5 protein-coding genes are annotated in these 6,487 nt (G+C 30.7%); 4 read left to right on the plus strand and 1 reads right to left on the minus strand.

Going from position 1 to position 6,487, the window contains the following annotated elements:
- Nucleotides 1-673, minus strand: a 673-nt coding sequence (locus J7M77_RS07465) for a nuclear transport factor 2 family protein (RefSeq protein WP_296877207.1), incomplete at its 3' end; no start/stop codon positions are given.
- A 248-nt stretch (nt 674-921) separates the two neighbouring features.
- Here J7M77_RS07465 and J7M77_RS07470 point away from each other — a divergent pair.
- The 4 genes from J7M77_RS07470 (at nt 922) to J7M77_RS07485 (ending at nt 6,321) form a co-directional block, all read left to right on the plus strand.
- Complete coding sequence (locus J7M77_RS07470; protein ID WP_296877208.1) at nt 922-1,695, plus strand: MerR family transcriptional regulator; 774 nt, start codon at nt 922-924, stop codon at nt 1,693-1,695.
- 501 nt (nt 1,696-2,196) lie between these two features.
- Nucleotides 2,197-4,989 carry a cation-transporting P-type ATPase gene (locus tag J7M77_RS07475; protein ID WP_296877209.1) on the plus strand — a complete coding sequence of 931 codons (2,793 nt, stop codon included), beginning with the start codon at nt 2,197-2,199 and terminating at the stop codon, nt 4,987-4,989.
- Between the two features lie 11 nt (nt 4,990-5,000).
- On the plus strand, nt 5,001-5,648 hold the full coding sequence (locus J7M77_RS07480) for a TrkA family potassium uptake protein (RefSeq protein ID WP_296877210.1): 648 nt from the start codon (nt 5,001-5,003) through the stop codon (nt 5,646-5,648).
- Between the two features lie 13 nt (nt 5,649-5,661).
- Entirely contained in the window at nt 5,662-6,321 is a 660-nt protein-coding gene (locus J7M77_RS07485) for a TrkA family potassium uptake protein (RefSeq protein WP_296877211.1), read from the plus strand.
- The last annotated feature ends 166 nt before the right edge of the window (nt 6,322-6,487 follow it).

The following is a 6,487-nucleotide window of genomic DNA, read 5'->3' on the forward strand; positions in this document are numbered from 1 at the left end:
AATCATAATAGCTAGTTGGAGTGCCACCAAATGTTCCTTCACTGACGGCTAAAACAAAGTTTCCTTGTGCTAATACTTGATGCACTTTATCATAAATCATTTGAATTCCTCGTTTTCCTAATGCTTCTAATGCTGCAGCTAATCCTGATAATCCATCAGCAATTCCGGTGTTATGTTGAATGTAAGTATCTCCTTTGAAATAATCTGGTGTTTTTTCAGGATTCTTTCCTTGCATAACATCATACAAGAAATTTTTAACTAATTCTCTATTTGCCTCTGTTTTATCTAGATCGTTGATTTCTTGATATCCATCAATTTGGGTATGTCCTGATGGGTTTGGCTTTGCTTTGGCAGCTAAGTTATCCCAGTGTTCTGCAATTTGTCCATTTTCAAATCTAAAAATATCAAATGCGACTTGTTCACCGGCACCGGCAAAGTTGTAAACAGTTTGTAAGAATACTTTATCACCATCTTCAAATGCTCTTATGTTTTGAACCGTTGTTTTTACAGGTGCGCTAGCTAAGTATTCAACACTGCCTACAAATGCATCTCTACCAGTTTGATAAGCAAGGTTATGTTGAATATAATCGTTAGCTAAAAGTGAAGCTGCCTTTTGGCTATCTCCATTTGCAAAGGTATTAATAAGTTCTAATGCTTTTTCAATGTTAGTCATTTTTGTTTCCTCCTTAATATTTTGTTGACATAGCTGAAAATATATTTTCAATAGTTGTAACTCTTTCGATTACAACTCAAGTATAATACCGTTTTAATGTAATGTCAATAGTTACAACTAAAATTTATAATTTTTATTAATATCTTGATATTTTAAGTAAAAAAATAAAAATATTATATAATTTATTAAAAACACTTGACTCTATAGTAGGTATATACTGTTTAATATAATTACAAGGAGATGGTAATATGAAAGTGCATGAAGTGGAAATGGAATTGGGTATTAGTAAACAGACAATCTATTATTATGAAAAAGAGGGATTGATCAAAGTTGATCGTGATGAAAATAATTATCGTAATTATAATACAACTAATTTGGAAACATTAAAATTAATTAAGTTATTACGAGAAATGGAAATATCAATAGATGAAATAAGATTAATTTTGGATGGTCATTTATCAATTAGAGAAGCTTTAGAAAAGAAAAAAGAATATTTAAAGATCAATAAACAAGAATTAGAAGATATTGATCTGAAAATCAATAATTATATAAAACGTAACCGTGTTAAAATTAGTTTTGATCATCAAATGATTAAAAACTGGACTGTTAATGATACTTTATATATCAATGATGACTGTTTTAACTACAAGTCAATTACAATTCCTTTTAATCAAATTAATCAAATTGATTTATCTATGTGCAGTGAGCTTTTTGCGATGAATATAATTAAGGTTTATCTAAATTATTATGTTGATTTAGATATTCAATGTAATCAGGATACTTACTCTTTTCAAATAATTAATAATCAAGAAGTAGCTTTATTATTTGAACGTTTAAAAGCTGCCAACATTAAAATTAACGATCCATTAAATTTAATCGAATTATATCGTGATAAAGATTTAGTGACTTTAAACAAATATTTAGATAATAATTTTAAAAAATGGGCTAAAAAATATCATTTAGATAATCCTCGTGATGATGGTTTTGTGCAAAGATTAAAATCATTGCAAAATAATAATTAGAAATCTGATTATCAGATTTCTTTTTGTTTATGGATTATTTGGGCAATTAATTTTTATTATTTAGATGGTGGTAACTATTTAGGGTTTTCAAGTCTGGAAGTTTGTCTTTATCAAGAAATGGAGTATTAAAAAATATTTATAAGCGATTAAGGAAAGCATTAGCGTTATGTTAGTGTTTTTTTAATTGAAAGATTGCAATCTTTATACAATCTTAATCTATTTGTTATGATATTGTTATGATAGGTGTTTTTGATTGACTATAATTATCGCCAGTGCTAATATGGGTGCCGTTGAATAAGTGGTGGAGTCTGTCATAAAGCTAATGCTTTATTTATTCAATGTAAGATTACTTAAATAACTTGGTGTTGCTAGTAAATTACTGATAAAAAAGAATTAAATTCTTTTTTATAGACAGACCTTGAAGGGGGATGGAAAAGTAGGTAGTAATTTGTGATTTTTCAATGTGATAAAAGTTATTATAGTAATTAGGAGAGTTTTAAAATGGATAAGAAAATTGAATTGAATGAAAGCCAAATTATTTATCTTTCACCAGTTGAAGCCTATCAGTTGATGAAAACTAGTATGGAAGGACTGGATGAAACAGAGGTACAATTAAGGTTAGAAAAGTATGGTAAAAATATCATTGAAAAAAAGAAATCGGAATCAATGATCAAAAAGTTTTTATCTAATTTTACTAGTTTGATGGCGCTGCTTTTATGGGGCAGTGGGATCCTGGCAATTTTATCAGGTAGTAAAGAACTTGGAATTTCCATTTTTTGTGTCAATCTAATTAACGGCTTTTTTTCTTTTTTTCAAGAGTTCAAAGCCCAAAAAGCAACAGGGGCTTTACAAAAGATGATGCCTGCGTATGCCAGGGTAATTAGAAACAATCAGGAAATTCGGATTTTAGCTGAAGATTTAGTGCCTGGTGATATTATGATCTTAGAAGAAGGAGATCGAATCTGTGGTGATGCTCGAATCTTGCGTTGTAATGATTTCCAGGTCAATCAATCAGCTTTAACGGGTGAAAGTACACCAGTTAGAAAAAGCTTTAAAGCCTTGAATGAAAAAACGACTTTATTAGAAGCAGAAAATATGATTTTTGCTGCTACTACAGTAGCTTCTGGTACTTGTCGTTGTGTAGTTGTAAAAACGGGGATGGATAGTGAGTTTGGTAAAATTGCTGATTTGACCCAAAATACTGAAAAAACACTATCCCCTTTACAAAAAGAATTAAATATTTTAACTAAACAAATTGCCACGATTGCTTTAACTATTGGTTTAATATTTATGGTTTTAGCAGTAGTGGTAATTCAAGATCCTTTGATTGAATCATTTATTTTTGCTTTAGGGATGATCGTTGCTTTTATTCCTGAAGGATTATTGCCAGCAGTAACTTTATCATTAGCATTGGCAGTACAAAAAATGGCTAAAGAAAATGCGCTAGTTAAAAAACTTTCAGCCGTGGAAACATTAGGCTGTACCAATGTTATTTGTAGCGATAAAACTGGAACATTGACGCAAAATGAAATGACGGTCAATCATATTTGGACTTTTGAAGATAGTTTTGCTGTAACTGGTGAAGGCTATAATTTTGATGGTGCCATTTATGCTGGTGGACAGTCAGTAAGTGTAGAAACTAGTAATACTTTACGTTTATTATTAAGTGGTGCTGTTTTATGCTCTAATGCTAAACTAGTTTTAAATGAAGATAATCGTTATTCAGTTTTAGGTGATCCTACCGAAGCATGTTTGGAAGTAGTCGCTAGAAAAGGGAAACTGGATTTAGATAAATTAAATAGTGAATATCCACGAATTCTAGAATTACCATTTGAATCTAAACGAAAGCGAATGACAACAATTCATCAATTAAAAGATAATTTTGCCAACTGGTCAAGAATTGCTTTTGTTAAGGGTGCGCCAAAAGAAGTAATGGAATTATGCAGTAATTATTATTTAAGTGGTAAAACAGCTAAAATGACCGAAGCAGATCGCCAAAAAATAATGGCTGTAAATGATGAGTACGCTAAAGATGGTCTTCGTTTATTAGCAATCGCAATGCGTCCTTTAAAAGCCGATGATGATGGCTTACCTAGTTCAATTCGTGAATATAGCAATGAAAATATTGAACGTGATCTAACATTTCTAGGATTAGTAGCCATGCAAGATCCCCCACGTAAAGAAGTAAAAGAAGCAGTTAAACTATGTCATAGTGCGGGAATAAAGATCGTGATGATTACTGGTGATTATAGTTTAACGGCCAAGAGTATTGCTTATAAAATTGGGATTATTCAAAGTCTTGAGGCTAAAGTTATTTCTGGTAGTGAATTAGCTAAAATGGATGATGAGCAGTTAAAAGAAGCCTTAAAAGGGGAAGTTGTTTTTGCTAGAATGGCACCTGATCAAAAATATCGTGTCGTCTGTATGCTTCAAGAAATGGGGAATATTATAGCGGTTACTGGTGATGGAGTCAATGATGCTCCGGCATTAAAAAAAGCGGATATTGGAATTGCTATGGGAATTACCGGTAGTGATGTTGCTAAAGAAGCAGCAGATATGATTTTAATGGATGATAATTTTGCTTCAATCGTTAAAGCAATTGAACAAGGACGTACTGTATATAATAATATTCGTAAATTCTTACGTTATATTTTTGATAGTAATACACCGGAAGCTTTAGCTCCAGTGTTATACTTATTTTCTGGTGGTTTGATCCCTTTACCGCTTACGATCATGCAAATATTAACGATCGATATTGGTACTGATATGTTACCAGCCTTAGGACTTGGAGCTGAACAAGGTGAAGCATCAATTATGAATCAGCCACCAAGATCATTAAATGAACGATTATTAAATAAAGATGTAATTATTAAAGGATTTATCTGGTATGGTCTTTTAGTATCAATATTTGCTTTAGGGGGTTATTTCTTAGTCAATTATTTAAATGGCTGGCCAGCTAAGATGCTTGCAGGTGAAGGAACATTAGTTTATCAAAAAGCAACTACGATGATGTTAGCTGGAGTTGTTTTTGGCCAGATTGCTATGGCTTTAAATAATCGAACTGATCGTGAATCGGTATTAAAACGAGGTATTTTTACTAATCGATATATTAATCTTGGATTGTTTGTAGAAATTATTATCTTGTTAGTAATTATTTATGTTCCGTTTTTTAATGGTATTTTTAATACTGCACCATTGGATTTAATAGAATGGTTATATTTGATACCAATTCCAATTGTTATTTTAATGATTGAGGAATTGCGGAAAAAAATTAGTCGAAAAATAAAAAAATAAAGGAGAAGAAAATGAAAATTGTAATTGTTGGTTGTGGTAAATTTGGTACCCGTTTAGCTAAATATTTAAACAATCAAGGACATGATCTAGTCGTTATTGATAATCGTGAAGAAACTTTTAATGATTTAGACGATAATTTTACTGGAAAGACGATCCTTGGGATTGGCTATGACCAGGAAATTTTGCTTCAAGCGGGGATTGAAACGGCAGATACTTTGATAAGCTGTACTAGCAGTGATGCTTTAAATGCTGTAGTTGGTCATATTGGTCATAATATTTATCATGTTGGTAATGTCATCGTAAGAATGTATGATGCTAAAAAAGCGCGGATTTTTCGTTCCATGGGAATCAATACGATTTCAGTTACTAATTTAGGAGTAGAAAGAATCATGGATTATATTAATCCTAAGACGATGCAAGTAGTCAAAAAAATCGGTGATGATGGAGAAATTAAAGTAATCAAAGTTAAAGCAACTTTATCATTAATTGATAAAACAGTAAAAGAGATTATTAGTAATGGTGAATTTGAAATCATGGCAATAGAGCGTTATGGAACTACTTTGATTCCTTTAAAAGATACTAAAATTAAAGAAGATGATCTTATTTATTTTACTGTTTTAGATGAGTGCATTGATAAATTTAAACAGATCGTGTTATAAAGTGGAGGTCAAGATGAAAATAATTATTATTGGTGGTGGACAAGTTGGAACTTATATTGCCAGCTTGTTGGAAAAGAATCATGAAGTTAAAGTAATTGAAAATCGATTAAAAGCGATTGAAAGTTTTTCTAAAAATGATTTTGCTGCAAAAATGTTAATTACTGGTGATGGGACAGATATTGATGTTTTAGAAAAAGCGGGAATCAAAGATTGTGATATTTTAGTTTGTGTCACTGGTCATGATGAAATAAATCTAACAGCAGCGATGATTGGTAAATTTGAATATGATGTAAATAAAATTATTGCGCGTGTTAATAATCCTAAAAATAGCTGGTTATTTAATCAGGGTATGGGTGTTGATGTTAAAATTAATCAAGCGGATATTATTGGTCATTTAATTGCCGATGAAATGAATTATCAGTCTTTAATGACTTTAGTTAAATTGGCTAAAGGAGATTATTCAATCGTTAAAATTAGAGTTGATTATAAATCAAGTTATATTAATTCAAAAATTAGTGAAATCAAAATGCCTGATAATGCTTTATTAATTGCTATCTATCAACAAGATAATTTATTAATTCCTCGTGGTGATACAATTATTACGGCAGGTCAAAATATTTTGGTTTTTGGTGATGATAAGGCCATTAAACAGCTATATCAATATTTTTCATAAAAAAATAAGGGACTATAAATTTCTTCATTTATAGTCCATTTAGTTTTATTGATTTAAAAATTGTTCATTTAAAGCAATGACCTGTAACATTGCTTCTTTACCAGGAGCACCAATAGTGTTACGTTTATTAACACAAGTTTCCACACTGATAGCTTCATAAATATCT

It is taken from the genome of Thomasclavelia sp., from assembly GCF_017889095.1.
Taxonomy (GTDB): Bacteria; Bacillota_I; Bacilli_A; order Erysipelotrichales; family Coprobacillaceae; genus Thomasclavelia.